Here is a 24,933-nt window from a genome sequence, read left to right on the forward strand (position 1 = left end):
AGGGCCGCAACCGCCCGGTCGCTAGTCGGCGTCGGCCACCGCGTACGCCTCGACCCCGAACAGCGAGTAGCCGAACGGCAGCGCCCGCTCATCGCACTGCACCCGCACGAACCGCACCCCCTCCGCGTCCATCCGAACCGCCTCGCGCCCGCCCTGCCCGTCCCTGACGGTCGCCGCCGTGCGCCACGTGCGGCCGTCCTGGGACACCTGGATGCGGTACTTCTTCGCGTACGCCTCCTGCCAGTGCAGTACGACCTGCCCGAGCCGCACCGGCTCCGCCAGCTCCGTCTGCCACCACGCGGAGCGGCCTATCGGCGAGGTCCACCGGGTGGCCGGGTCGCCGTCGGCGGCGTTCGGTGCCGGGAAGTCGGCGGTCTCGTCGCCGGACGACGACACCTTCACGCCCTGGCCCCGTACGAGATCGGGCCCGCCCGTACGCGGGAACGCCCGCACCGTCAGGACACTGTCCTGCCCGTCGAAGGACACCGGCACCTTGTACTCGCCGGCCCGCACCGCCTTGTCGACCCGGACATCGAGCGGCACGGCGGTGGACGCCCCGCGCGGCACCGTCGTAGCCCGAGGGGCCCGCACCTCGATGCCCTCCGGCGCCTCGGCCGTCAGCCGCCCCCGCACCTCCCCGGGGCGCTGCCCGGTCAGCCGTACGGTGACGCGCTCCGGCCGGCTCCCGCCGATCTCCGCGTCCGTCTCACTGCGCTCAAGCCGCAGCCCGGCCCGCGGCTCGTCCGCGAACCAGGGGACCACGCGGTGCACCACAGGAGCACCGCCGTCACTCGCCGCGTCCCAGGTCAGGCGTACGGCGTCGACCCGCGCGCCCCCGGCGTCCGTCTGCGTCCAGCCGCTGCCGGAGAGCGTGCCGACGCGCCGCCAGCCCTGGCCCTGGACATGCGCCTCGACGGCCGCGCCCTCGCCCGTACCCGGCTCGGTCATGGCGGTCAGCGCCTCGACGGGACGCGCCCGGTCGAGCCGTACGGTGTACGAACCGGCGCCCTCGGCGACGCTGCCGGCCTTGCGGTCCGCGCCGGTCCAGGCGTCCGCCGCCTTGACGGCCTTCGCCAGGAACGGGTCGAGCACCCCCTTGCCGACGGTGACCCGGCTCGCCTTCAGGGAGCCGCGCAGCGCCTGGAGGTCGAGCGAGGCGCGCCACGCGGCCGGGCCGTCGCCGCGCGCCTGCGCCTGGAGCAGGTCGACGGAGAGCTCGCCCGCCCTCCCGTACCGTGCCAGCTGCTCGGTCCACGGCCGTACTTCGTCGTCGAAAGCGCCGCCCGCCGAGCCCTGGAGCCGCAGTGGTGCCTCGCGCATCACCGTGAAGGCGTCGCGCAGCTTCTTCGCCGCCGCGTCCCGTACGCGCTGGTCGCCAGACGTACGCGCGCGCCAGAAGCCGTCGATGAGCGGCCGCAGGTACGCCGATTCCTCGCCGCCCAGCACGGACGACGCGTCATTGCCCGCCAGCGCCCGCATCGCCTCGCGGGCCGTGGCGTCGCCGCCCGCCAGGTCGTCCATCGCGGCCTGCCACGACTCCTGCGGCTGGTAACCGCGCGGGTTCCAGGCGTAGTCGGCGGCCGTGAAGAGCGGGATGCGGGAGGCGGACGCCTGCTCCATGGCGTTGGCGAGGAGGGCGGCGGAGCCGGTCGCGACGGCGGGCTCCCGGCCCTGGTAGGGGCCGAGGAAGATGCGGTCCTGCGCGTAGTCGTTGACCGGGTAGTTGTCCATCGTCACCAGCGGATGCCGGAACGCGTCGCGCGCACCGGCCAGTTCGCGACCGGTGATCGTACGCGGTACGACGCCGACGCCCGTCCACGCGACGTGCACCCCGCCGTCCAGCTCGGCGGCGAGCGCCTGCCGGTAGTCGGTGTCGCCCTCCTGGTAGAACTCCGTCGGCATCACGGACAGCGGCTCGGACCCCGGGTGCCGCTCCGCCAGGTGCCTCGCCACCGCGTTGGCCACCCGCGCGTGCGCCTTCGCCGCGGCCTGTGGCCCCGACCCGAAGGTGTCCGCGTCCGCGTCGCAGTGCCACTCGCTGTAGCTGACGTCCTGGAACTGGAGCTGGAAGGAGCGCACACCGAGCGCCCACATCGCGTCGAACTTGCGGTTCAACGCCCTGATGTCGTCGTCGGACGACATGCACAACGCCTGCCCCGGCGCCACGGCCCAGCCGAGCGTCACATGGCTGCTGCGGGCCCGCTCGGCGAGCGCCCGGAAGTCGGCGCGTTGGTCGGCCGGGTACGGGTCGCGCCAGCGGGCCTGGCGGTACGGGTCGTCGCCCGGCGCGTAGAGGTACCGGTTCTGCTTGGTACGGGCCATGAAGTCGACCTGGTCGAGGCGCTGTTCGCGCGTCCACGGCTGACCGTAGAAGCCCTCGGTCATGCCGCGTACGGCCGTCCCCGGCCAGTCGCGGACGAGGGCCCCCGCGATCTGCCTCCCCTGGCCCCCGTCCCCGTCCCCGGTCACCAGCTGGCGCAGGGTCTGCGCCGCGTGGAAGAGGCCGTCGTCGCCGACGCCGTCGAGCGCGACCGTGTCCCGTCCGCCGACGCTGCCGACGGCTATCCGGTAGCCCCCGGACGGCAGATCGGCGCTTTCGGGTGCGCGCAGGGCGCGCAGCGCGTCGTTCGCGCCGGTGCCTCCCGCCCGTACGACCAGGCCACGCGCGGGCAGCGGCAGCGGCTCATCGGGCCGCACGGTGTAAAGGGTCTTCACGCCCGCGTCGCGCAGCACCCCTTCGAGGGCCTTCACGGCGTACTGATCGGTCCCCGCCTCCGCGACGAGCACCGCTTCCTCGCTCACCCGCACCGGCTGCCCGGCCGCCCGTATGGACTGCGGGCGTGGCCACACGGCGGGCAGGGCGGCGTCGCTCTCGCGGTCGGGCTTCGTGGCGGCGGGGGCGCCGGGGTCGGGTTCGGGGTCGGAGGGAGCGGCGAACGCCCCCTGCGCACCACCGAGCAGCCCACCGATCACGGCCACCGCGACGGCGGTCGCGCCCCTCGCGCCTCTCCTGCGCCCGAACTGCACGGCCGTCTCCTCAGTCGCGTCAGTCTCTCCTGTGGGCCCCGAGCCCACCACCCGCCCGCCCGGGTGTCAATTTTCATACGGGTTTCGTGGGGGGAACCTGGTGTGAGGCGGGACACGTTGATGGAACGTATACGTCTGCGGCCGTGTCCATTGGGTAGGGCTGCTGTGTCCATGTAGCCCACCCGTAGGGAGGCCCCTGTGGCCGCTGCACAGCTTCTCCTCTCCGCCCTGTCCAAACCGGTGCCCGCTCCCCGCGCCGATCTCGCCCCCGTGTTCCCCCTCGATCCGGCGTTCCCCCTCGACGCCGGATTCGCCGATCCGCTGCTCACCACCGAGCCGCCCCTGACGAGCGAACCGCCGATGGCCGACGCCGCGCCGCTCACCAGCGAGCCCCCGATGGCCGATGCCGCCCCCCTGACCAGCGAACCGACCGCCCACGGCACGGCATCGGGCGTGGAGCCCACGGGGGTCTAGATGGGCCTTGCCCGGCTCGCGGCCCTGCATGGCGTCGCCACGTCCTACCAGCCATCGGCGCACCGCACGCTCCAGGTCCCCGACGACACGGTGGTGGCCGTGCTGGCGGCCCTGGGCGTCGACGCGCGTACGCCCGAGGCGGTGCGTACGGCCCTCGAAGCCCACGAGGCCGCCGCCGCCCGCCGTCTGCTGCCCGCCACGGTGGTGTCCTGGACCGGTCCGGACGGACCACAGCCGCCGCCCGCCCTCAGCGGGCTGCCCGCGGGGACGCGGCTGCGGGTGGAGACGGAGCAGGGGCCGGCGGTGGAGTGGGCGACGGCGTCGCCGGGGCAGGCGTCGCCGGGCTCACCGTCCCCCGGCTCACCGTCCCCTGGCTCACCGTCTTCCGGCTCAGGGCCTGAGAGCGCGCCTCGCGAGGACGCCACCCGCGAGGAGGCCACCCGCGAGGAGGCCACCCGCGAGGAGGCGCCCGGACCGGGGACTGCGGACCGGGTGGCTCCGCCGCCCGTCGCGAGCGAGGGCTGGGGGCAGCTGCCGCTCGGGGTCCACCGGCTGGATGTACGTACGCCGGAAGGGACGGAGGACGCCGCCACGCTCGTCGTCGCGCCCGCCCGCGTCCCGCAGACCCCCGGCCGCACGTACGGGTTCATGGTCCAGCTCTACTCCCTCCTCTCCCGGCGCTCCTGGGGCATGGGCGACCTCGGTGACCTCGCCGAGCTCGCCGTCTGGTCCGGGCGCTCGCTGGGCGTCGGCTTCGTGCAGATCAACCCGCTGCACGCGGCCGTCCCCGGCACGCCCACCGACCCGTCGCCGTACCGCCCGTCCTCGCGCCGCTTCCCCGACCCCGTACACCTGAGGGTCGAGGACGTTCCGGAGTACGCCCATGTCCCGGCGGCGGACCGCGCGCGCATCGACGAGCTGCTGGAGCGGGCCGCGACCCTGCGCGACGGCGTACTCAACAAGGGCGAGCTGATCGACCGCGACGCGGTGTGGCAGCTCAAGAAGGAAGCCCTGGAGCTGGTACGTCCCGTCCCGCTCGGCCCCGGCCGCCGCGCCGCCTACTGCGACTTCCTGGCCGAGCAGGGCACGGCCCTGGAGGACCACGCCACGTGGTGCGCGCTCGCCGAGGTGTACGGGCCCGACTGGCACGCCTGGCCGGCCGAGCTGCGCGACGACCCGCACTCCGCCGCCGTCGAGCGTGCCCGTAACGACCTCTACGACCGCGTCGACCTGCACGGCTGGCTGGCCTGGCTCACCGACTCGCAGCTCGCCGCCGCCCAGCACGCCGCCCGCGAGGCGGGCATGCCCGTCGGCATCGTCCACGACCTCGCCGTCGGTGTGCACCCCGGCGGCGCCGACGCCTGGGCGCAGCAGGAGGCGTACGCGCGCGGCATGTCGGTCGGCGCCCCGCCGGACGCCTTCAACTCGCTCGGCCAGGACTGGGGCCTGCCCCCGTGGCGGCCGGACGTTCTGGCTTCAGCTGCGTACGCTCCCTTCCGCGGCCTGCTGCGCGGGCTGCTGCGCAACGCGGGCGCGCTTCGGATCGACCACGTGATGGGGCTGTTCCGGCTGTGGTGGGTCCCGGAGGGCCGTGAGCCGACGGAGGGGACGTACGTCAGGTATGACGCGGAGGCGATGCTCGCCGTACTCGCACTGGAGGCGCATCTGGCGGGCGCGAGCGTCATAGGGGAGGACCTGGGGACGGTCGAGCCGGGTGTGCGGGACGTGCTTGCCGAGCGCGGTGTGTCGGGCACGTCGGTGATGTGGTTCGAGCGCGACTGGACCGGTACGGGCGAACCGCTGCCCCCCGAGAACTGGCGCGAGCACTGCCTGGCCACGGCTACCACGCATGACCTGCCGTCCACTGCCGCCCGGCTGACGGGCGAGCATGTGGCGCTGCGCCACCGGCTCGGGCTGCTCACGCGCCCGCTGGAGGAGGAGCGGGCGGAGGCGGCCGTGGAGGTGGCCGACTGGCTGTCGTACCTGGCCAGACTGGGGCTGCTGCCGGAGGGCGTGGGCGACGAGGAGGGCGAGATCCGCGCCGTGTACCGCTTCCTGCTGCGCACCCCGGCCCGCATGATCGGCATCTGGCTGCCGGACGCGGTGGGTGACCGGCGGCCGCAGAATCTGCCGGGCACCTGGGACCAGTACCCCAACTGGCGCCTGCCGGTGGCCGACGCAGAGGGGCGGCCCGTAACCCTGGAGGAACTGGCCGCGTCGCCGCGCCTGCACGACCTGATCGCCGCCTTCCGGACGCGTACGGCACCCCCGGGCGCGCGGTCCTGTTAGGCGTTCGCTACGTTTGCACCGTGGACAAGAAGAACGCCCTGCGCGCCGGTGCCGTCGCGGCCGGTACGACGCTGATGATGCTGCTCATGTCGTCCCCCGCCCTCGCGCTCACGCCCGACGACGGCGACGACCCGGGTCCCGGCCTGAGTGTGGCCGAGACGCTCGGCCTGTATGTCGTGGCTCCGATCGTGCTGTTCGCGGTGATCGCGGGTCTCGTGATGGTGCTGGACAAGTCCAAGAAGCAGACCCGCTGACTGTTCTCTTTCTTTCTCTTTCTGAGGGCTTTCTGAGGGCGTCTTTGCCCGTACGCGCGTGATCGCGTACGGGCGGAGGCGCCCTCACGTTTTTCTACGGCTTTCCCTACGGCCGGGTCGAACCGGCCAGCAGCTGCCGCAGCAGCTCCTGGAGCTGCTCCACCTGCCCCTCGCCGAGCCCTTCGAGCGCCTCGTGCTGAAGCTCCAGGCCGGCCACGACGGCCTCGTCGACGATGGCGAGGCCGCGCTCTGAGAGCGTCACCCGCAGTCCGCGCCGGTCGTGCGGATCGGGGCTGCGGCTCAGCAGTCCGGCCCGCTCCAGCTTGTCGAGCCGGCCTGTCATCCCGCCGGTCGTGAGCATCAGCGTCGCGGAGAGCTGGCGCGGCGAGAGCGTGTACGGCTCACCGGAGCGGCGCAGCGTCGCCAGCACGTCGAACTCGCCGCGTGAGATCCCGAACCGGGCGTACGCCTTCTCAATGCGGTCGCCCATCGCGCGTGCGATCCGGTAGATGCGTCCGAAGACGGCCATCGGGGCGGTGTCGAGGTCGGGGCGCACCTCGGCCCATTGGGCGGTGATGGCGTCGACGGGGTCCCTGTCCTTGGCTGCCGTGGTCGTGGTCGTGGTCATGACCGCAGTATCCGAGGAGTGCAGGTCGGTCGCAAGAAAGTTGCTTGACGGAAAGTGGCTTAGAGGTAAGCTACTTTCTACCGACCTACTTTGGGACGGAACAACTTCGGGGGGTCCGAGCAGTCATGAACCGTGCCGGGACAATCGCGCTCACCGCACTCGCGCCCATCTCATGGGGCTCGACGTACGCCGTCACCACCGAATTCCTGCCACCCGACCGCCCGCTCTTCACCGGCCTGATGCGCGCCCTGCCCGCCGGGCTCGTGCTGCTCGCGATCGCCAGGACGCTGCCACGCGGCGTCTGGTGGGGGAAGGCCGCCGTGCTCGGGGCGCTGAACATCGGGGCGTTTTTCCCGCTGCTCTTCCTCTCCGCCTACCGGCTGCCGGGCGGCATGGCGGCGGTCTTCGGCTCGCTCGGACCGCTGTGGGTGGCCGGGCTGGCGGTCTTGCTGCTGAGCGAGAAGCCCACCGTACGCACCCTGCTGACCGGGATCGCGGCGGCGCTGGGCGTGAGTCTGGTGGTGCTGCGCGCCACCGCCGCACTGGACACGATCGGCGTGCTGGCGGCGCTCGCCTCCTCCGCCTCGATGGCGGCGGGCACCGTACTGACCAAGCGCTGGGGGCGGCCCGAGGGTGTGGGCCCGCTGGTGATGACCGGCTGGCAGCTGACCGCGGGCGGGCTGCTGATCGCGCCCGTCGCGTTCCTGGTGGAGGGCGCACCCCCGGCGCTGGACGGCCGGGCCGTGGCCGGATACCTCTACCTGGCGCTGGTCAACACGGCGGTCGCGTACTGGCTGTGGTTCCGCGGCATCGGTCGGCTCACCGCGACCTCGGTGACCTTCCTCGGCCCCCTGTCGCCGCTGACGGCGGCGGTCATCGGCTGGGCGGCGCTGGGGGAGACGCTGACGCCGGTGCAGCTGGTGGGGATGGCGATCGCGTTCGGGGCGACGCTGCTGGGTCAGATGAAGGTTTCGCGTCCGCCGCGGTCGCCGCGGCCTTCGCGATCTTTCAGCTCACCTAAAGGGAATGATCGGAAACATTCGATGGACCTGACGAGTGGCGCGGTGCGACGGTAGAACCCGCAACCAAGACACCGGATTGACGATGGATTGACGATTGAGGGATACCTGTGGCAGTTCAGGACCGCGTCCGTATCAGCAGCGAGCCGTTGGCAGGGGAGAGGGGGCGGCCGGGGCGAACGGAGAAGGCGGCGGCCGTCGGTCTCGTCCTTGCGGCCGTGGCGACGGTCGTCTGGTCCGGCAGCTTCGTCACCTCCCGCGCCCTCCATGACTCCGTCCCGCCCGTACAGGCCGCGTTCTGGCGCTGGGTTGTGGCGATCGTCGCCGTGGCCCCCTTCGCGGCCCGCGAGGCCTGGCGTCAACGGGCGCTGTTGAGGCGCCACTTGGGGTTCGTGACCCTGGCCGCCCTCCTCGGCGTAACCGTCTACAACACCCTCGTCAACCAGGCCGGGCTTTCCACCTCCGCAGGCAACATGGGCATGATCATGGCCGCATCGCCGGTCCTGATGGCCCTCTACGAACGCCTGGGCGGCGCCCGCCTCGGTGCCCGCCGCACCATCGGCATGCTGGTGGCCTGTGCCGGGGTGCTGCTACTCGTCAGCAAGGGTTCGACGGCCATGGACTTCGCCGCCGGCGACCTGTGGATGCTGGCGGCGGCGGTCTGCTTCGGCTCGTACAGCGCGCTGCTGCGCCGCAAGCCGACCGAGATCGGCGGACTGGCTTTTCTCTTCAGTACGTTCGTGCTCGGCGCGCTGATGCTGGTGCCGGCGTACGTCGTGAGCCTGACGCTCAAGGGCGGCTTCGAGCCGACGGCGGGAACGGTGGGTCCTCTCGTCTACGTGGGTGTCTTCTCCTCCGCGGTGGCGTTCTTCGCCTGGAACAAGGCGATCGCGCTGATCGGCGCGGCCAGGGCGGGCGTCATCTACTACCTCCAGCCGATGTGCGTGGCCTTGCTCTCCTTCGCTCTGCTGGGCGAGGCGACGGGCCCGATGCAGGTCGTGTGCATGGCGCTGATCCTGGGCGGAGTGATGCTGGGTGCGGGCCGTGGCGGGACGCGGTGAGCGGCGGGGGTGGCGGGGTGGCGGCCGTCGCGACGGACCGGGGGCGGGCAGGGTGACGGGTGGGGTGACAGGTGGGGTGACGGGTGGGGTAACGGGCCCGGTGGCCGCGATGGACCGGGATAGATTCCGTCCCATGATCGAGTGGGACATCAAGAAGCTGCGGATCCTGCGGACCCTGCGCGACCGGGGGACAGTGACCGCGACGGCCGAGGCGTTGCTGATGACGCCGTCGGCCGTTTCGCAGCAACTGTCGAACCTCGGCAAGCAGCTCGGCGTACCCCTGCTGGAGGCGCACGGGCGGCGGGTACGGCTCACAGATGCGGCCCACTTGGTGCTGCGGCACGCGGAAGCTGTCTTCGCGCAACTGGAGCAGGCGGACGCGGAGTTGACGGGCTACGTGCGCGGGGAGGCGGGGGAGGTGAGGGTCGGAGCGTTCTCGACCGCTGTGCCGGCGCTGGTGGTGCCGACGGTGCAGCGGCTGCGTACGACACATCCCGCGTTGGAGGTACGAGTGCGGGAGGCGGAGGCGGCGGAGGCGTACGAACTGCTGGCGAGCGGGGCGGTGGACCTGGCGCTGTCGCTGGCGGCGCACGCGCCGACCGCCCGAGACCCCAAGCTGGCCCGCGTACCGCTGCTGGCGGACCCGCTGGACGTGGCGCTCCCGGCGGGGCACCCACTGGCGGCGGCGCCGGGGCTGAGGCTGGCGGACCTCTCGGGCGAGCCGTGGATCTTCGGCGGGAGCGGGCCGTGGTCGGAGATCACGCGCCACGCGTGCGAGGCGGCGGGCTTCGTACCGGAGCAGGCGCACAGCGCCGCCGGCTGGACGGCGATCCTGGCCATGGTCGAGGCAGGGATGGGCGTGGCGCTGGTCCCGCGGATGGCGGCGGCGGAGCGGCGTACGGGGGTGGTGATGCGGGTCCTGAGCGCGGACCAGCCCCAGCGCCACGTGGTGGCGGCGGTACGCCGAGGCGCGGAAGCGGGCCCGGCGGTGGCCCGCGTGCTGTCGGCCCTGCGCGAGGTAGCAGCGGCACGGCTGCCGTGACGGGGGGCCGCTGAGCCGAACCAAGGCTTGCTTCTGGGGGTTTCGGGCCGTCCCGAGCGCTCGAGTGTCGGTGGGCCGTGACGCCGCGTCAAGGGCGCTCCCTACGGTCGCGTCGCTGCGCGATGTGCCTTCGGCCCACCCTTGACCCGCCGCCCCGGCCCACCGCTAACGCTTGTACGGGGACGGCCCAAAGAAAAACGCCCTGCACGGGGGCTGGGGGAGTGGCGCGGGTGGGTTCGGTGGCTGTCGGCCGAGTGGGTGGGGCGCACGATGTCTAGGGGGCGGCTGGGCCCCAGCCTCAGCGACTGCAGGAACGGCCGTTGGCGCACCATCCCCATTCCCACGCACACGAGCACCCACGAGGGTGGACGGCCGGCCGTCGGGCCGACCTGCGGACTGATGACTGCGCGGGTGGGGCGCATGAGTTGAATGGGGTGACTCGGGCGGGTGTGGCGTCCGCCCCGGCGGGTGGTCGGTTGGGCTGCAAGCAGGTGGCTGGTGTGGGTGGGTGGAGGGCTTCCCAGGGGGTGGGGTGGGATGAACTCGACAGAAGTCGAATGCGGGCAGTCTCTTTGCCCCACTTTCGCCACCTCAGGTCGACCTCGGCGTGCGTCACGTGTCGGGTTCGGTGCACGCGCACAGCGCGGCATGGGCTTCGGGGCGCGCTGAACCCACCGGCCGCCGATGCCTGACGGCGCACCAGCCCCGTTCGGCCGTCGGATGCGATCCGTACGACCCAGCGGGTGTGACCGGGCACTTGCCGAATTCCTTCACTTCACCAGTCCCATCCGCCTCAGCAGTGTCGCTTGCCGCCGTCACGGGAGCGTTTCGACTCGCACAGCAGCCACACCTTCGTCGTATCGCCCCAATCACCCGGCTCGGGGCCTCGGAATGCCGCCAAAGCAGCACTTGGTGACGCCCCAACGCCACTCCAGCCCCACTTGGCTCACAGGTATTGCTTACGGCCATCACGAGAGCCTTTCGGTGCACGCGGACGGCTTGCTGGTGTGACCGTTGCGGCTACCGCAGCCTCGACCGCACACCGGCCCGGCTCGTGGTTCCGGAACGCGACGAACCCTCCGCTTGGTGAATCCCAACACCTCGCCCGTCCCACCAGTCTCAGCTGTTTCGCTCGCGGCCATTACGGGCGCGTTTCGATCCACGGCCGGGGAGCCTGTGAGACCGAACAGGATGAGTGGTGCGGCAGTTGTGTCCGGGGTTGCGGCTCGTCAGCAATCGGCCAGGCGGACTGGGCGATGTTCGTTCGCTCCAACAGCCCGATCCGGTACTGCGAACGCAACGAACCCGGCACTTGGCGAGCCGCAACGCCCCTCCAGCCCCACCCGTCTCAGCCCTGTCGTTTCCGGATCTCAGGGGAGCGTTTCGACCCACACCCTGGCCCGGGCGACGGAAGGCGGCTCGTGTGATCCATTTGCGGGGATGGGCAGGCGCAGTCGGTGCGCCACCACCCATCCACATCAACAACCCGCTTGAGGCTTCGCCGATCACCGGTCGGGGTGGACGCCGAACCGGCCCGAGTCGCCCCATTCAACTGTCGCGCCCCACCCGCAGGCGGGATGGTCCGCAGGTCGACCCGGATGGCTGGCCACCTGCCTACATGGGTGAAGCGTGTGCGTGGGAATGGGGATGTCGCGCCAAGGGCCGTTCCCGCAGTCGCTGAGTCTGGGGCCGAGCCGCCCCCTCAACCTGCTGCGCCCCACCCACTCAGCCGTCGGTCGGCAGCGAAATAGCAGCCACTTGCCGGAGTTTCCCCGTGGGCTCCCCCCGGGGGCCGCCCCCCAGATGCATTGCGGCGGAGGTCCGGCGGTCAAGGGGGGAGCGGAGCGGAATCGCCGTAGGCGACGCGACGTAGGAGCGCCCTTGAGGGGCGGGGCTCCGGCGCCACACTTACGTGTGGCGGCCCCCATCGCAGAAGCGACCAACGCCACGGGGCGCCCGGAGCCCCAGGCCACCTCCCCCCCAACGCCCCCCCTCCTAGGGATGCGCCCAGTACAACATCCGATGAGTCGGTGGAATCTTGTCAAAGAATGCCGAACTATTGCCTCAACTACCCCTCCACTTCTAGGTTCGGCTCGCCAGTCATCCGAGCTCTAGTGTGCGCTTGTTGAGGAGTGGGTTCGTTGTCACGGAAGTACACCCGGAGATCGGTCATCGCTGCGGCCGCCGGTCTCGTCGGAGCCTCGGCCTCAGGGGCGATCGGTGGGGGCACCGCCCACGCCGCCCCGACCGCCGGTCCCACCGCGGCCCCCAACCCCGCCCCCAACCCCGCCCCCAACCTCCAACCGAACGCCCCCGCGCTCCTCTGGTACGACAAGCCCGCCACCAGCTGGGAGCGGGAAGCCCTGCCCATCGGTAATGGCGCCATGGGCGCCAAGGTCTTCGGTGGTGTGGCCCGGGACCGGCTTCAGCTCAACGAGAAGTCCTTGTGGACCGGCGGCCCCGGCAGCAAAGAGGGTTACGACCACGGCAATTGGCCGAAGCCGCGTCCCGGCGCCATCGCCGACGTACAGAAGATCATCGACGAGAAGGGGGCGCTGGACCCCGACGAAGTGTCCCGGCGGCTCGGGAATCCGACGTACGCCACCGTCGGCAAAGTCCCCGGCTTCGGCGACTACCAGAACTTCGGCGATCTCTTCCTCGACACGCCCGGCGCCCCCGCCTCGCCCGTCGGCTACCGTCGCGGCCTCGACATCGCCGACGCCGTCGCGACCGTCTCGTACAGCGACGGCCAAACCCGCTTCACCCGCGAGTACTTCGCCAGCCACCCCGCCGGCGTCGTCGCCGGGCGCGTCTCCGCCGACCGGCCCGGCCAAGTCTCGTTCACGCTCAGCTTCAAAAGCGCGCAGGCCGGGGCCTCCGTTACCGCCAAGGACGGTCGGCTCCTCATCCGTGGCGCCCTCGCCGACAATGGGCTGCGGTACGAGGGGCAGGTGCAGGTCCTCACCAGCGGCGGAACCCGTACTGACGGCGGCGACGGACGGATCACCGTCACCGGCGCGGACAGTGCCACGTTCGTGTTCTGCGCCGGGACGGACTACGCCGCCGGCGCCACCTATCCGCACTACCGGGGCGACGACCCGCACGCGCGCGTCACAGCCGCTGTCGATCGGGCCGCAGGGCAGACGTACGGTGAGTTGCGGAAGGCCCATGTGGAGGACCACCGCGCTCTGTTCGACCGAGTGCGGCTGGATATTGGCCAGTGTGCGTCCCCAGGAGCGTCGGCCCCGGCCCCCGAAGTGCCCACCGACCAGTTGCTCAGTTCCTACACCGGCGGCGCCTCGTCCGCCGACCGTGCGCTGGAAGCGCTCTTCTTCGCGTACGGGCGCTACCTGCTCATCGCCTCCTCGCGGCCCGGCTCCCTCCCCGCCAACCTCCAAGGCGTCTGGAACAACTCCAACACCCCACCCTGGAACGCCGATTACCACACCAACATCAACGTCCAGATGAACTACTGGCCCGCCGAGCCGGCCAACCTCGCCGAGACCGCCCAGCCCTACCACGACTTCATCGACGACCTCCGGGCGCCGGGACGCCGCACCGCGCAGTCGATGTTCGGTACGGACAAAGGGTGGGTGGTGCACCAGAACACCAACCCGTTCGGCTTCACCGGCGTACACGACTGGTCCACCTCCTTCTGGATGCCGGAGGCCAACGGCTGGCTCGTTCAGCAGCTGTACGAGCGCTACCTCTTCAGCCGGGACAGGGACTTCCTGCGAGAGCATGCCTATCCCGCTATGAGAGAGGCTGCCGAGTTCTGGCTGGCGAACCTCCACACCGACCCGCGCGACGGCAAGCTCGTCGTGTCGCCCAGCTACTCGCCCGAGCAGGGCGACTTCACCGCAGGCGCCTCCATATCCCAGCAGATCGTGCACGACCTGCTGGTGAATGTCGTCGAGGCCAGCGAAGCCCTCGGTTCCGGTTTCGATGAGGAGTTTCGTACGGAGGTCAAGGCCGCCCTGACGCGCCTCGACCCCGGACTGCGCATCGGCTCATGGGGGCAGCTCCAGGAGTGGAAGGCCGACCTCGACAGCCGTACCAACACCCACCGGCACGTCTCCCACCTCTTCGCGCTGCACCCGGGACGCCAGATCGAGGCAGGTTCGGCGTACGCCGAGGCTGCGCGCGTCTCGCTCACGGCGCGTGGCGACGGTGGCACCGGGTGGTCGAAGGCCTGGAAGATCAACTTCTGGGCGCGGCTGTGCGACGGCGACCACGCCGCCAAAATGCTCGCCGAGCAGTTGAAGTCCTCTACTCTGCCGAATCTTTGGGACACCCACCCGCCGTTCCAGATCGACGGCAACTTCGGGGCCACTTCCGGGATCGTGGAGATGCTGCTCCAGAGTCATGGGCGCGATGCGGTCGTCGACGTGCTGCCCGCCCTGCCCTCCCTCTGGGCCGAGCGGGGTTCGTACGACGGGCTGCGCGCCCGTGGTGACTTCACCGTCGGTGTGGACTGGCGGCAGGGAGCCGCCACGGAGATCCGGATCGCCTCGGGCAGCGGCGTGACCGCGAAGCTGCGCAGTCCGCTCTTCGCGGGTCCCAGCCCCGGCCCGTTCCGCGTCGTACGAGTCGTAGGCGTACGAGGGGGCGGGGACGACGAGAAGCCCGTCGGCCACGCGGTGCGGGACGGGGTGCTCACCCTGCCGACCCGCGCGGGCGAGCGCTACCGGATCGTCGCCCAGGCAGCGGTGACCGTCGAACTTCCCGGGACCCTCAAGCCGGGCGCCGCTGTGACGGCGACCGCGACGCTGAGCGCCGTCGGCTCCAGGACTCTTTCCACCGCCCGGCTTTCGCTCGGCGGCCTGCCTGACGGGTGGGCGGTCACTCCTGCGACGGTGAAGACACCCCGGCTGAAGCCCGGCGAGCCCGCAGCGGCGGAGTTCACGCTCACTCCGCCCGCCGCCGGCGCGGGCCGGTTCACCGTCCGCGCGACCGCCCGTACCTCCGACTGGTCGGTCTCGGCCACGCGCAAGGTGCTCGTCTTCGACGCGCCGGAGGTCGGGGCGCGGGTCCGGGACGACACCACGCGCGGGGACTGGAAGGGTGCGTACGGCGAAGACGGCTGGGAGCTGCCCGGCTTCGGGCGTAAGAACCCCGAGGGCGTCGTACTGGACACCTCGCAGGCCGGCGGCACCTGGACCTGGCACGGCAACAGCACCGAGGCGCGCGCGCTCCAGCACCCCACCGAGGCCGGCCGGCGCATCCTGCCGTCCTGGTACGGGGACACGGTCTCCTTCATCGTCGACACGGGTACGAACGCCAAGGCCAAGCGCGTCGCCCTGTATCTGGTGGACGGCGACGGGGTGGCCGGTGGTCACCCGCGCGACGAGGAGGTGAGCGTGTCCGATGCGGCCGGGACGGTGTACGACACCTTCCGCACCGGCCGCTTCGACCAGGGGTTCTGGGTCGCGTGGACGGTCAAGGGGCGGGTCACCATCACGCTCAGGAGGGTGAGCGGAGCGAACGCCGGTGCCAGCGGCATCTTCATCGGCTGACCCGAACGACCCAAGTCACCCCGCCCGGACCGCCTCCGGCCCCGTCTCCGCCGCCTCCACCCCCGGCGGAACCAGAGTCCGGTCCGGGATGTGGGACGTGTCGCGTCGCGCCAGCAGCCAGTAGAGCAGCGCCGGTACGGCCAGGCCCACCACCCACGAGATGTCCGCGCCGCCCAGCGGCGCGACCAGTGGTCCGGTGTAGAAGTGCGTGACCAGGAAGGGGAGCTGGACGAGGATGCCCACGCCGTACACCGTCAGCGCGTCCCAGCGCCACGCGCCGTAACGGCCGTCCGGGTCGGACAGAGCAGGGATGTCGTAGCGCTCGCGCGAGATCAGGTAGTAGTCGACCAGGTTGATCGCCGACCACGGGGTGAAGAATGTCAGGAGGAAGAGCAGGAAGTCCTTGAAAGAGGTGAGGAAGGTGTCCTTGCCCAGGAGTGCCACCGCCGTGCCCGCCACCATGATCGCCGCGATGTACGCCGCCCGGCCGCGCGGCGAGAGCACCCGCTGGCCACGGAAGCCGCTGATGCTGGTCACCATCGACATGAAGCCGCCGTACGTGTTGAGCACGTTGATCGTCAGCTTGCCGAGCGCGATCACGAAGTAGAGGAACGACGCGATCAGGCCGGTGCCGCCGAGCGCCACGACGTAACTCACCTGGCCGGCCAGGAACGCGTCCCCGGCCGTCGCCGCGACCAGTACGCCGAAGGTCATCGACCACTGCGAGCCGATCGCCGTCCCGCCGAGCGTCCACCAGAAGGTGGCGCGGCCGCTCGTCGTACGCGGAAGGTAGCGGGAGTAGTCGGCGACGTACGGGCCGAACGCGAGCTGCCAGGACGCGGACAACGACACGGCCAGCAGGAACATCGGGAGGTCGAAGCCGGCGCGGTCCGACAGCACCGCGCCCAGGTCTATGCGCTCCAGCAGGCGTACGCCCAGGTACACGAACGCCAGCGCGCAGATGACGCTCGCCACCCGCCCCAGCGCATGGATGACGCGGTAGCCGATGGCCGCCATCACTGCGGTGACGGCCGCGAAGATCACGATGCCCGCCGTGTCGCCGAGCTGGGTCAGCTCGCCGACCGCCTGGCCCGCCAGGACGCTGCCGCTGGCGAAGAAACCGACGTACATGATGATGACGAGGAGGAGAGGGACCACTGCTCCGCGTACGCCGAACTGGGCGCGCGACTGGATCATTTGCGGCAGGCCCAGCTTCGGGCCCTGCGCCGAGTGCAGGGCCATCACCGCGCCGCCGAGCACGTTGCCGACCAGCAGGCCGACGATCGACCAGAGCGCTCCGCCGCCGAATACGACCGCGAGTGCGCCGGTGACGACGGCGGTGATCTGGAGGTTCGCGCCCAGCCAGAGGGTGAACTGGCTGAAGGCGGTGCCGTGCCGTTCGCTGTGCGGTACGACGTCGATCGAGCGGCGCTCGACCAGGGAATCGGCCATGGAGGGACTCTCCTTACTTCATGAGGTGGTGGGCGGCGGCCCAGGCGTTCGCCACGTCCTCCGGGTCCTTCTTGTCCTTGTCGACCTGGCGGTTGAGCTCGGTCAGGTCCTCGGTCGTCAGCGCGTTGCCGAGGCGTGCCAGTGCCTTGCGTACGGTCGAGTCCGCCTTGCGGTCGGCGATCAGCGGCACGATGTGCTGGCCGGGTATGAGGTTCTTGGGGTCGGTGAGGACGACCCAGCCCTCGGCGAGGATGTCGGTGTCGGTGGTGAAGAGGTTCGCCACGTCCACGTCGCCCTTCTTGAGCGCGCCCTTGACCAGCGGGCCCGACGAGTCCAGGGACTTGAACTCCTTGAATTTCACGCCGTACTCGTCCTTGAGGCCGACCGCTCCGACCGTGCGCTTCTTCACCTCGGGGGCCGCGCCGATGACGAGCTTGCCGTTGTGCCTGGCCAGGTCGGCCAGGGACTTCAGGCCGTACTTCTCGGCGGTCTCGCGGGTGACGGCGAAGGCGTCGGAGTCCTCCGCCTTGCCGTACGGGAGGATTTGCAGGCCCTTCGGGAGCGCTACGGCGAGTTCGTTCTGCATCTCGCCCTCCTCCGTCGCCTTCGCCTTCGGGTCGAGGTAGTGCAGGAGCGCGCCCTGGTACTCCGGGAGCAGGTCGACGTCGCCGCCCTTGAGAGCGGGGATGAGGATTTCGCGGGTGCCGAGGTTCGGGCGGACCGTCGTCTTGATGCCTGCCGCGCCGAGTACGGCGGCGTACAGATGGCCGAGGATCTGGTTCTCGGTGAAGTTGGCGGTGCCGATGGTGATGCCGTCGGCGCTGGAGCCGCCTCCGCCGCCCCCGGTGCCTCCCTCGCCTTCGAGGGACGTGATGCCGCTGCTGCACGCGGTGAGGGCGGGGACGGTGGCGGCGGCGAAAAGGCCGCCGAGCAGGGTCCTGCGGTTCATGGTGGACATGGCGGTGGATCTCCTCAGTGGGCTGCGGCTCAGTGGGCTGCGGCGGAACGTCGGTGGCGGAAGAGGGCGCGCTGGAGTCCGGCGAGCGCCAGGTCGAGTACGACGGCGATGACGGCGACCAGCACCGCGCCCCCCAGCACCTGCACGAGGTCGCGCTGGGCGAGGCCGTCGAAGACGTACCGGCCCAGGCCGCCGAAGCTGACGTACGCCGCGATGGTGGCCGTGGCCACCACCTGGATGAGGGCCAGGCGCAGGCCGGTCATGATCAGGGGGAGGGCGAGCGGCAGTTCGACGTGGAAGAGGACCTGGTGGGCGCGCATGCCCTGGCCTCGGGCCGCGTCCTTCACGTCCGGGTCGACGGCGGTCATGCCCGCGTACGTGTTGGTGACGATGGCGGGGACCGCGAGGGCGACCAGCGCGACGTACACCGGGGTCATGGACAGGCCGCTCGCCAGGAAGACGAGGACCACCAGGCCGACGGTGGGCAGCGCCCGGCCGAACGAGGAGAGATTGATCGCCAGGAAGGCGCCGCGGCCGGTGTGGCCGATGAGGAGGCCGACGGGCAGGGCGATCACGGCGGCGACGAGGGTGGCGATGAGCGAGTACTGGAGGTGCTCGGCGAGGCGGTGCGCGATGCCGTCGGGGCCTGCCCACTGCTCGCCGCTGGTCAGCCAGGTGCCGAGGTCGGAGAAGAGTTCGTACATCAGGCGGGCCTCTTCCGTGTCCAGGGAGTCAGCGCGTACTGGACCGCGACCAGCAGCGCGTCCGCGACCAGCGCGAGCAGGAGGGTGAGCGCGACGCCGGTGATCACGGGGGTGGGGAAGTTGCGCTGGAAGCCGTCGGTGAAGAGCTGGCCGAGTCCGCCGTCGCCGATGTACGTCGCGACGCTGACCAGCGAGATCGACATGACGGTCGCGATGCGTACGCCCGCCATGATCACCGGGAGCGCGAGCGGCAGTTCGACGGTGAGCAGGGTGCGCAGGGGGCGGGTGCCCATGGCCTTGGCTGCCTCCCGGACCTTCACGGGTACGGCGTCCAGGCCCTCGACGGTGTTACGGAGCAGCACGACCAGCGTGTAGACCGTCAGCCCGACGACGGTGGTCGTACGGGTGAGGCCGGTGACCGGGAGCAGCAGCACGAAGATCGCGATGGACGGGATGGTGAAGAGGACGTTGGAGAGGCCGAGCAGCAGCCCGCGCAGGGGCCGGACGCGGTGGGCGACGACGGCCAGCGGCAGCGAGATCAGCAGGCCGAGCGCCACGGCGGTGAGGGCGGCCTGGAGGTGGGAGATGGTGAGGGTGGCGAGATCGCTCGCGTGGTCGGATATCCACGCCCATTCGACGGTCATGCGGTACGCCTGGCGGCGGCAGCGGAGGTGCCGTCTGCGGTGGCTGAGCCCGTCGTGCTCCCGCCCCTCGCTGCGGCGTCGGTGGTGGCCGTGGCTGGCGCCGGCGGGTGTGTTGCCGTGGCGTGGGCTGTGCCTGCCTGGTTGTGGATCTCTTCGCGGGAAGTGACTCCGGTCAGGATTCCGGCCGCGTCCACCCGCGCGACCAGGCCGCTGGGCGATGCCACGGACTCATTGAGCGCGGAGAGGAGGGAGTCCGCGTCGGACAGCGGTCGTACGGGAACGAGCGCCGCGTCGTGGGCGGTCGCGTCGAGCCAGCCCAGGGGCTTGCCCGCGGGTGAGGTGACCAGGTGCCAGGGGTTGTCCGTCCCCCGCGCCGGCTTCTCGTCCTCCCGTACCGTCGTCGCCGCGACCTGCGGGACATCGGCCAGCGTGGTCAGCGACAGCAGCTTCAGGCCGCGCTCGGCGCCGAGGAAGTCGGCCACGAAGCTGTCGGCCGGGCGGGCCAGCAGCTCGGCGGGCGGGGCGCACTGGACGAGGTGGCCGCCGGTGCGGAAGACGGCTATGCGGTCGCCGAGGCGTACCGCTTCGTCGATGTCGTGCGTGACGAAGACGATGGTCTTGCTCAGCTCCTGCTGGAGGCGCAGCAGCTCGTCCTGAAGCTGCGTGCGTACGACAGGGTCGACCGCCCCGAACGGCTCGTCCATCAGCAGCACGGGCGGGTCGGCCGCCAGCGCCCGCGCGACACCGACGCGCTGCTGCTGGCCGCCGGAGAGCTGGTGCGGGTAGCGCTTGCCGGCGTCGGCGGTGAGGCCGACGGTCTCCAGCAGCTCCGAGGCCCTGGCCCGCGCCTTCTTGCGGCCCCAGCCCAGTAGCAGCGGCACCGTGGCGATGTTGTCGAGGACGGTGCGGTGCGGGAAGAGCCCGGACTGCTGGATGACGTACCCGATGCCGCGGCGCAGCTCGGCGGCGTCCGCTTCGAGGATGTCCTTGCCCGCGACCCGGATGGTGCCGGACGTCGGGTCCACCATGCGGTTGATCATGCGGAGAGTGGTGGTCTTGCCGCATCCGGACGAGCCGACCAGGACCGTGATGCCGCCTTCCGGCATCTCCAGGTTCAGGTTGTCCACCGCCGTTGTGCCGTTCGGGAACCGCTTGTGCACTGCGTCAAATTTGATCATCGGCCATCCCTTGCCGGGGCTGTATATGGTCATGCAGAGTTCTTGGTGTCTGAATAGATGTCAATGCTCTGAGGTAAATCACTGGTTACGGCCGACCGGTGGACGAGACGAGCTGTCCGAAAAGGAGGCGTTTGCGCATGAAGTCGTCCCACATGGTGGTCGTTCTGGACGGACAGAGCCTCCCCGTCGCCGACGTCGTACGCCTCGCCGACGGCGCCGCGCGCCCCGTCCCCGGCACCGACGCCATGAAGCGCGTCGAGGTCTCCTGGCACGCCGCCCGCGAACTCGCCGCATCCGGTCGCGTCTACGGCCGCTCCACCGGCGTCGGCGCCAACCGCTCCGAGGCCGTGCCCACCGAGGCGGCCGCCGACCACGGCCTGCGTCTGCTGCGCAGCCATGCCGGTGCGATTGGCGCCGCGCTGCCCGCCCGCGAAGTACGCGCCATGCTCGCCGTCCGCGCGAACCAGCTGCTCGCGGGCGGCGCGGGCCTGCGCCCCACCGTGGTGACGGCCCTGTGCGAGGCGCTGGAGTCGGGCGCGTACCCCGTCGTGAACGAATACGGCTCGGTGGGTACGGGTGACATCGCCGCCCTCTCCCAGGTCGGCCTCGCCCTGGCCGGCGAGCAGCCCTGGCTGGGCGCCGGTACGCCGCCCGAGGCGCAGCCCCTCGACAACAACGACGCCCTCGCGATGATCAGCAGCAATGCCCTCACCCTGGGCCAGGCCGCGCTCGCCCTCGACGAGCTGCGTCGCCTCATCACCGCCACCCAGGTGGTCGGCGCGCTCTCCCTCCTCGCGGTCGACGGCTCGTACGAGGCGTACGCCGAGCCGGTCCACGCGGCCCGCCCGCACCCCGGCTCGTACGCCGTCGCCGCCGCCATGCGCCGCCTGCTCGGCGCGCCCGAGCGGCCCACCCCACCACTGGGCCGCATACAGGACCCGTACGGCTTCCGCTGTCTGCCGCAGATCCACGGTCCGGCGCAGGACGCGGCGGACCTGCTGGAGCGCACGCTGGCGGTCGAGATCAACGCGGCCGCCGAGAATCCCCTGATCTGCCCGCAAGACATGGCGGCGTACCACCACGGCGGCTTCTACATGGCCCAACTCGCTCTCGCCCTGGACCACTTCAGGCTGGCGGTCACCCAGACAGCGCGCCTCTCCACCTCCCGCCTCTCCGCCCTCAATGAGCCCGGCTTCACGCGTCTGCGCCCCTTCCTGGCGGATGGTGAGCCGGCCAGTTCGGGCGTGATGATCCTGGAGTACGCCGCCGGGGCCGCCCTGGGCGACCTGCGCGCCCTCTCCGCCCCCGCGTCGCTCGGCCACGCCGTACTCTCGCGGGGCGTGGAGGAGCAGGCCAGCTTCGCGTCGCTGGCCGCGCGCCAGTCGCTGCGTGCGAGTGACGCGTACCGGCACGTTGTGGGCTGCGAACTCGTCGCCGCTGTACGGGCGTTGCACCAGCGCGGGCTGCGTCCCGACCCGGAGCTGCCGGTCGGCCGCGCCTTCGCGCTCGCTGACGCGGTGCTCGATCCTGACCATGTGGACCGCCCGCTCACCGATGATGTGACTGCGGCGGCCGCGCTGCTCGACCAGTTCACGGACCTTTGAGGGGGATGGCATGAGCGACAGCCCTGCCGCACGACTGCAGCAGCTCTTCGACGGGCATCGGCTGACGCCGACCCAGCGGCGTATCGCGCACTGCATGGTGCGCAAGGCCGCCGATGTGCCGTTCCTGTCGAGCGTCGAGCTCGCGGAGCTGGCCGGGGTCAGCCAGCCGTCCGTCACGCGTTTCGCGGTCGCGCTCGGCTTCGACGGCTATCCGGCCCTGCGCAAGCACCTGCGCGAGGTCGCGCCCACGGAGCCGTCGCGGGGCGAGGACGACTACAACGAGTACCAGCAGGCGGTCCTGGCCGAGATCGAGAACCTCAAGCACCTCGCGGAGCTGCTGGCCGACCCGGGCCCGGTGGAGGAGGCGGGCCGCGTCCTGGCCGCCTCCAGGCCGCTGCCGGTGCTGGGCCTTCGTGCCGCCTCCTCGCAGGCGCGTGGCTTCGCGTACTTCGCGGCGAAGGTCCATCCCGACGTACGGCTGCTCGACGAGAGCGGCTCGATGCTCGCCGACCGCATCGACGGGGCCCGGCGGGCGGGTGCGACCGCGCTGCTGTGCTTCGCACTGCCGCGTCATCCGCGCGAGGTCGTGGACGCGCTGGCGTACGCGCGGGAGCAGGGGCTGACGGTGGTGACGGTCGCCGACTCCGCCTTCGCGCCGGTGGCCGGGCACAGCGACCTGCTGATCCCGGCGGCGGTCGGCACGGGCCTGGCCTTCGACACGGCGTGCGCGCCGATGCTGCTGGGGCGGGTGCTGCTGGAGGCGATGTGCGACGACCTGCCGGATGCGCAGGCGCGACTGGAGGAGTTCGACGCGAAGGCGGCGGCGCGGGGGTTGTTCGTGGAGTAGGTCCGGGTGCTCGGTTGCTGCTGGCCCTGCCGGGGGCTTTCCCCGACCCGCCGATCAAACGCCGGACGGGCTGGATTTGCCGCTTGCGGCAATCTCAGCCCCTCCGGCGTTTGAGGAGCGGGGTCTGGGGCGGAGCCCCAGTTCGGGAAGACAGCGGCGTCTACAAGTCCAGCTCGGCCTCGATCTTCCGCAGTTGGTGGCGGGCCATCGCCAGATTCGCCCGCGCCTTGTCCAGCGCCAGGTAGAGGAACAGCCCGTTGGTGCCGCGCCCCTTGAGGAGGCGGATCAGGTGGTACTGGCCGCCGAGCGTGATCAGGATGTCCTCGATCTCGTCCTTGAGGCCCAGGTGCTCCATGGTGCGTACCTTCGCGCGCACCACATCGGTGTTGCCCGCCGCGGCCACCGTCAGGTCGAGATCCTTGCTGCCGCCGAGGGTGCCCAGCGCCATGCCGCTGGTGTAGTCGACCAGGGCGACACCGAGGGTTCCCTCGATGCTGGTCATCGCTTCCTTGAGCGCGGTTTCGGTGTTGGCCATGGGGCTCGCACTTCCTTTTCGTCCGGTGGTGTTCCTGGCTGCTGCTGTCGTGCGTTTCGGTACGGTCATGCGTTCTCCCGGGCGCTGTCGACCAGGGCGCCGATGCGGACACTGGCCCGGCGGGCCTCAAGGTGGAGCCGGCCCACGTTGATGCGCGGCCCGGCGAGGAGCGTCAGGACGGCGGAGGACCCCGCCGCGTAGGTGGCCACGTAGCCGTCGTCGCCGCGCACGAGCAGTTCGCGGAAGGCCCCCTGGCCGGTCGCGTCCGTCAGCCGCACCGCGACGCCGAGCGCCGCGGCGGTGAGCGCCGCCACCCCCTCGGGCTCCACGGTCGTGGTGTCCTGGGCCAGTACGAGGCCGTCGACGCTTGCCGCGAGCGCGCCGGTCAGCTGGGGAACCCTTGCTCTCAACTGCCGTAGTTCGTCGAGCACTTCGGGTTCGGTCGCCATCATCTTTCTCCTTTCCGCGCGTTGTCTCAGGGCGCGCCTCATGAGGTGGGGGCAGCGAGGGCCGCGCCGACGGTCCGGGACATCACAGGCTTGCTTCCAGGGCGTCGCGGAGCCGGCGCAACAGGGCGGTGTCCGGGTCGTCGGCGACCCGCGCGACCCAGGCGGGCACGGGAGGCGGGGGCGGCGGGGTGTCACGCGGCGTGGCGACCGTCCCGGCCGCCGCGAGCCTGCGTACGTCGATCAGCGTGTGGAAGGCCGGCCGGCCCAGGGCCCGGGCGATGTCCCCCGGGGTGCGTTCACCGTCCGCCAGGTCGAGGACGGCGCGCTGCCTGCGGGTGACGGGCTGCCCCGACGGGCTGGTGCGGCGTACGACGGGTGCGGTGTCGGTTTCCGGGTACGGCCACAGCTCGTCCAGCAGTTGCCTGCGCCGCCGCGACTCGCGCTCCACCACGGCGGCGGAGACCGGGCGTATGGCGCCCATCCAGTGGGCCGCGCCGTACCGGAAGCGGGTCGGGCCGCTGCCGGGGGCGAGCGCGAAGAAGGCGGCGTCGAACAGCGCACTGAGATGGCACAGTTCGAGCTCGCCGCCGGCCAGCCGGCCGCTGTCGACGAGGAAGCGCCCGACCCGGCCCCGGGTGCCCGCCCGGTCGACGGCCTCCTGCCAGTCCTCGGCGGGCAGCCGCCCGGTCGAGGTCAGCAGTACGTCGATGCCGGGCGCGGCAGGGCTCTCGGCGTGCACGACCTGGCCGTCGACGAGGTACAGGGTCCCGTGGTCCCGCAACAGGGCGCCGGTGGCGCGCTCGGCGGCCAGCCGGTCCAGCATCGGGGACACGGTCCCGGTCATCCCAGGACCAGCCGCTCGGCGAGGCTGCTCAGGCGTAATCGGGCCAGCGCCAGATTGCCGTGCTCGCGGTCGAGCCACAGGTGCAGGAAGACGCTGCTGTCGAAGGCGGTCTCGACGAAACGCAGCAGGTGGTAGCCGCTCGGCGTGGTGATGATGACGTCCTCGACGGGCAGTCCCTTGGGGGAGAACGCCCGCTGCTCGGCGGCCATCCGGGCCAGTTCCGCGGTCTCCGCCGCGGTGGCCTCGTGGTCACCGTTCGGCGACTCCCCTTCCGTACCCAGCGCGAGCCCGCTCGTCCAGTCCACCAGGGAGGCTCCGAGAGCGCCGGGCAGAGCCATCGCCGCCAGCAGACATTCGTCGATTCCGGGCATGCGGAACCCCCCTTCCGGCGTGGCACACGGATGCGGA

20 protein-coding genes are annotated in these 24,933 nt (G+C 71.5%); 9 read left to right on the plus strand and 11 right to left on the minus strand.

From position 1 onward, the window contains the following. Positions 1–21: 21 nt before the first annotated feature. Positions 22–3,027, minus strand: coding sequence for a beta-N-acetylglucosaminidase domain-containing protein (locus ABZX79_RS21515; protein ID WP_355259876.1), 3,006 nt, complete (start codon positions 3,025–3,027; stop codon positions 22–24). 198 nt (positions 3,028–3,225) lie between these two features. Between ABZX79_RS21515 and ABZX79_RS21520 the strand changes: the two genes are divergently transcribed. Genes ABZX79_RS21520 through ABZX79_RS21530 form a run of 3 tightly spaced genes read left to right on the plus strand, consistent with a single transcriptional unit; the run spans position 3,226 to position 6,044 of the window. Then, complete coding sequence (locus tag ABZX79_RS21520) at positions 3,226–3,501, plus strand: hypothetical protein (RefSeq protein ID WP_355259879.1); 276 nt, start codon at positions 3,226–3,228, stop codon at positions 3,499–3,501. After that, complete coding sequence (gene malQ / locus ABZX79_RS21525; protein ID WP_355259882.1) at positions 3,502–5,790, plus strand: 4-alpha-glucanotransferase; 2,289 nt, start codon at positions 3,502–3,504, stop codon at positions 5,788–5,790. It begins immediately after the preceding gene. Positions 5,791–5,810: 20 nt separating this feature from the next. Next, positions 5,811–6,044: a hypothetical protein gene (locus ABZX79_RS21530; protein WP_355259885.1), complete on the plus strand. Its 234-nt coding sequence runs from the start codon at positions 5,811–5,813 to the stop codon at positions 6,042–6,044. Positions 6,045–6,150: 106 nt separating this feature from the next. Here ABZX79_RS21530 and ABZX79_RS21535 read toward each other — a convergent pair whose 3' ends face one another. Continuing rightward, positions 6,151–6,672, minus strand: a complete 522-nt coding sequence (locus tag ABZX79_RS21535; protein WP_355259888.1) for a MarR family transcriptional regulator — start codon at positions 6,670–6,672, stop codon at positions 6,151–6,153. Positions 6,673–6,797: 125 nt separating this feature from the next. Here ABZX79_RS21535 and ABZX79_RS21540 point away from each other — a divergent pair, with 125 nt between their 5' ends. The 4 genes from ABZX79_RS21540 to ABZX79_RS21555 all read left to right on the plus strand — a co-directional run bounded on the left by ABZX79_RS21540 (position 6,798) and on the right by ABZX79_RS21555 (position 15,310). Further along, positions 6,798–7,748: an EamA family transporter gene (locus tag ABZX79_RS21540; protein WP_355259891.1), complete on the plus strand. Its 951-nt coding sequence runs from the start codon at positions 6,798–6,800 to the stop codon at positions 7,746–7,748. A gap of 92 nt (positions 7,749–7,840) precedes the next feature. After that, positions 7,841–8,752 carry a DMT family transporter gene (locus ABZX79_RS21545; protein WP_355260082.1) on the plus strand — a complete coding sequence of 304 codons (912 nt, stop codon included), beginning with the start codon at positions 7,841–7,843 and terminating at the stop codon, positions 8,750–8,752. Positions 8,753–8,885: 133 nt separating this feature from the next. After that, the gene (locus tag ABZX79_RS21550; protein WP_355259894.1) at positions 8,886–9,794 is read left to right on the plus strand and encodes a LysR family transcriptional regulator; all 909 of its coding nucleotides are present in this window, start codon (positions 8,886–8,888) and stop codon (positions 9,792–9,794) included. Positions 9,795–11,935: 2,141 nt separating this feature from the next. Continuing rightward, the gene (locus tag ABZX79_RS21555) at positions 11,936–15,310 is read left to right on the plus strand and encodes a glycoside hydrolase N-terminal domain-containing protein (RefSeq protein ID WP_355259897.1); all 3,375 of its coding nucleotides are present in this window, start codon (positions 11,936–11,938) and stop codon (positions 15,308–15,310) included. Positions 15,311–15,325: 15 nt separating this feature from the next. Here the strand turns inward: ABZX79_RS21555 and ABZX79_RS21560 are convergent, their stop codons facing one another. Genes ABZX79_RS21560 through ABZX79_RS21580 form a run of 5 tightly spaced genes read right to left on the minus strand, consistent with a single transcriptional unit; the run spans position 15,326 to position 20,246 of the window. After that, on the minus strand, positions 15,326–16,762 hold the full coding sequence (locus tag ABZX79_RS21560; RefSeq protein ID WP_355259900.1) for a cytosine permease: 1,437 nt from the start codon (positions 16,760–16,762) through the stop codon (positions 15,326–15,328). 13 nt (positions 16,763–16,775) lie between these two features. Next, a complete protein-coding gene (locus ABZX79_RS21565) occupies positions 16,776–17,711 on the minus strand; it encodes an ABC transporter substrate-binding protein (protein ID WP_355260085.1) in 936 nt (311 codons plus the stop codon). Between the two features lie 38 nt (positions 17,712–17,749). Further along, positions 17,750–18,424 (minus strand): ABC transporter permease, encoded by a 675-nt coding sequence (locus tag ABZX79_RS21570; RefSeq protein ID WP_355259903.1) that lies wholly within the window; start codon positions 18,422–18,424, stop codon positions 17,750–17,752. Next, positions 18,424–19,068 carry an ABC transporter permease gene (locus ABZX79_RS21575; RefSeq protein WP_355259906.1) on the minus strand — a complete coding sequence of 215 codons (645 nt, stop codon included), beginning with the start codon at positions 19,066–19,068 and terminating at the stop codon, positions 18,424–18,426. The genes ABZX79_RS21570 and ABZX79_RS21575 overlap by 1 nt, the downstream gene beginning before the upstream one ends. After that, the gene (locus tag ABZX79_RS21580; RefSeq protein ID WP_355260088.1) at positions 19,065–20,246 is read right to left on the minus strand and encodes an ABC transporter ATP-binding protein; all 1,182 of its coding nucleotides are present in this window, start codon (positions 20,244–20,246) and stop codon (positions 19,065–19,067) included. The genes ABZX79_RS21575 and ABZX79_RS21580 overlap by 4 nt, the downstream gene beginning before the upstream one ends. A 137-nt stretch (positions 20,247–20,383) precedes the next feature. Between ABZX79_RS21580 and ABZX79_RS21585 the strand changes: the two genes are divergently transcribed. Further along, on the plus strand, positions 20,384–21,850 hold the full coding sequence (locus ABZX79_RS21585; RefSeq protein ID WP_355259909.1) for an aromatic amino acid ammonia-lyase: 1,467 nt from the start codon (positions 20,384–20,386) through the stop codon (positions 21,848–21,850). Positions 21,851–21,860: 10 nt separating this feature from the next. Further along, positions 21,861–22,697, plus strand: coding sequence for a MurR/RpiR family transcriptional regulator (locus ABZX79_RS21590; protein ID WP_355259912.1), 837 nt, complete (start codon positions 21,861–21,863; stop codon positions 22,695–22,697). 160 nt (positions 22,698–22,857) lie between these two features. Here the strand turns inward: ABZX79_RS21590 and ABZX79_RS21595 are convergent, their stop codons facing one another. The 4 genes from ABZX79_RS21595 to ABZX79_RS21610 form a co-directional block, all read right to left on the minus strand. Continuing rightward, positions 22,858–23,232, minus strand: coding sequence for a hypothetical protein (locus ABZX79_RS21595; RefSeq protein ID WP_355259915.1), 375 nt, complete (start codon positions 23,230–23,232; stop codon positions 22,858–22,860). Positions 23,233–23,297: 65 nt separating this feature from the next. Further along, on the minus strand, positions 23,298–23,723 hold the full coding sequence (locus tag ABZX79_RS21600; RefSeq protein ID WP_355259918.1) for a roadblock/LC7 domain-containing protein: 426 nt from the start codon (positions 23,721–23,723) through the stop codon (positions 23,298–23,300). A gap of 40 nt (positions 23,724–23,763) precedes the next feature. Further along, on the minus strand, positions 23,764–24,525 hold the full coding sequence (locus ABZX79_RS21605; protein WP_355259921.1) for a transcriptional regulator: 762 nt from the start codon (positions 24,523–24,525) through the stop codon (positions 23,764–23,766). Beyond that, positions 24,522–24,896, minus strand: a complete 375-nt coding sequence (locus ABZX79_RS21610; protein ID WP_214972817.1) for a hypothetical protein — start codon at positions 24,894–24,896, stop codon at positions 24,522–24,524. The genes ABZX79_RS21605 and ABZX79_RS21610 overlap by 4 nt, the downstream gene beginning before the upstream one ends. Positions 24,897–24,933: the final 37 nt, after the last annotated feature.

This window comes from Streptomyces sp. NPDC002994, assembly GCF_040611155.1.
Classification (GTDB): Bacteria; Actinomycetota; Actinomycetes; order Streptomycetales; family Streptomycetaceae; genus Streptomyces.

Coding starts and splice junctions, on each gene's coding strand:
- ABZX79_RS21580 (WP_355260088.1), bottom strand. CDS start 20,246: ATGATCAAATTTGACGCAGTGCACAAGCGGTTCCCGAACGGCACAACG.
- ABZX79_RS21600 (WP_355259918.1), bottom strand. CDS start 23,723: ATGAGGCGCGCCCTGAGACAACGCGCGGAAAGGAGAAAGATGATGGCG.
- ABZX79_RS21610 (WP_214972817.1), bottom strand. CDS start 24,896: ATGCCCGGAATCGACGAATGTCTGCTGGCGGCGATGGCTCTGCCCGGC.
- ABZX79_RS21590 (WP_355259912.1), top strand. CDS start 21,861: ATGAGCGACAGCCCTGCCGCACGACTGCAGCAGCTCTTCGACGGGCAT.
- ABZX79_RS21550 (WP_355259894.1), top strand. CDS start 8,886: ATGATCGAGTGGGACATCAAGAAGCTGCGGATCCTGCGGACCCTGCGC.
- ABZX79_RS21575 (WP_355259906.1), bottom strand. CDS start 19,068: ATGACCGTCGAATGGGCGTGGATATCCGACCACGCGAGCGATCTCGCC.
- ABZX79_RS21560 (WP_355259900.1), bottom strand. CDS start 16,762: ATGGCCGATTCCCTGGTCGAGCGCCGCTCGATCGACGTCGTACCGCAC.
- malQ (WP_355259882.1), top strand. CDS start 3,502: ATGGGCCTTGCCCGGCTCGCGGCCCTGCATGGCGTCGCCACGTCCTAC.
- ABZX79_RS21570 (WP_355259903.1), bottom strand. CDS start 18,424: ATGTACGAACTCTTCTCCGACCTCGGCACCTGGCTGACCAGCGGCGAG.
- ABZX79_RS21535 (WP_355259888.1), bottom strand. CDS start 6,672: ATGACCACGACCACGACCACGGCAGCCAAGGACAGGGACCCCGTCGAC.
- ABZX79_RS21565 (WP_355260085.1), bottom strand. CDS start 17,711: ATGAACCGCAGGACCCTGCTCGGCGGCCTTTTCGCCGCCGCCACCGTC.
- ABZX79_RS21540 (WP_355259891.1), top strand. CDS start 6,798: ATGAACCGTGCCGGGACAATCGCGCTCACCGCACTCGCGCCCATCTCA.
- ABZX79_RS21585 (WP_355259909.1), top strand. CDS start 20,384: ATGAAGTCGTCCCACATGGTGGTCGTTCTGGACGGACAGAGCCTCCCC.
- ABZX79_RS21605 (WP_355259921.1), bottom strand. CDS start 24,525: ATGACCGGGACCGTGTCCCCGATGCTGGACCGGCTGGCCGCCGAGCGC.
- ABZX79_RS21595 (WP_355259915.1), bottom strand. CDS start 23,232: ATGGCCAACACCGAAACCGCGCTCAAGGAAGCGATGACCAGCATCGAG.